At 43.3% G+C, this 1,326-nt stretch carries 1 protein-coding gene; it reads left to right on the forward strand.

From position 1 onward, the window contains the following. On the forward strand, positions 1-1,316 hold a 1,316-nt coding region (locus tag KIV40_RS17065; RefSeq protein WP_285350388.1), incomplete at its 5' end, for an IS4 family transposase. Positions 1,317-1,326: the final 10 nt, after the last annotated feature.

Below are 1,326 nucleotides of genomic sequence, written 5' to 3' on the forward strand. Positions count from 1 at the left end.
CTCAAGCCCTCGACATCATCAACAGTTATAAACCCAATCAAGTTGAAACACTCGCTGACCTCCTGCCCATTGAACTCATTAATAGTGCTTACGAACTTACTGATACTGTTACGCTAAGAAAACGAAAGCTAACTTTAGAGTCGATGGCATGGTTACTGGTTGGAATGGCAATCTATAACGATAAATCCATGGCTGACATTGTAAATATGCTCGATATTGTTGACCGCACAGGTAAACCATTTGTTGCTCCAAGTGCATTAACACAGCGAAGAAAAAACCTTGGTGAGTCAGCGGCTAAAGCTCTTTTTGAGTGTACCCAGAGTCATTGGTTTAAACAGGCTAATTTACCAAACTGGAACGGACTCACTCTTCTTGGCGTTGATGGTGTCTTGTGGCGAACTGAGGATTCAAAAGAGAACGCTGCAACGTTTGCAAAGCCTACCAATCGTGACGGAAAAGAAACACAGTACCCACAAGTACGCATGGTATGTCAGATGGAATTGAGCAGCCATTTAATCACAGGCAGTGCCTTTGACTGTTATAGCGTCAATGAAATGAAGTTAGCAGAGCAACTGATAGAGACGACACCTGATAATAGTTTAACCCTTTTTGATAAAGGCTTTTACTCCCTTGGCCTACTTCAAGCATGGAGCTCGCAAGGCATAAATCGACATTGGCTTATCCCAATGAAAAAAGGACTTACTTATGACGTCGTTCAGTCTCTTGGCCGCCAAGATAAACTGATAAAGCTGAAGAGTAATCCGCAAGCACGTAAAAAGTGGCCAGAGCTAGAACAAGAAGTGGTTGTACGTTTAATCACGAGAGTCAAAGATGGCAAGCAATACGATGTTCTCACCTCAATGCTTGACCCTATGCTCTACCCAAAGTCAGATATCGTAGGCTTATATGGGTATCGTTGGGAAATTGAACTCGGATACCGTGAGCAAAAACAGTACATGCTTGGTAACCGACTCACGCTTCGAAGTCGACTCCCTGAATTAGTGAAGCAAGAACTCTGGGGAATACTACTGACCTATAACTTGATCAGGTATCAAATGGTGCAGATGTGTAATACGTTGAATGGTGATTACTTGCCATATCAACTTAGCTTCAATGGAGCACTAGCTCACATCATGCGCCTGATAGTGGGACTTCCATACTCGTCACCAGGAGCAATCCCGAGGCAACTCGAAAACTTCTACTCAATGAGTGAGAGCTTAATACTTGAACCTAGGAGAGAAAGATCCTTCCCTAGAGTCGTTAAGAAAAAGCCAAGCCGATACCCTAGAAAAAACAATGCCGATCACCTTAAGTGAACGGCATTAG

The sequence above is a fragment of the Vibrio sp. D173a genome (assembly GCF_030248475.1).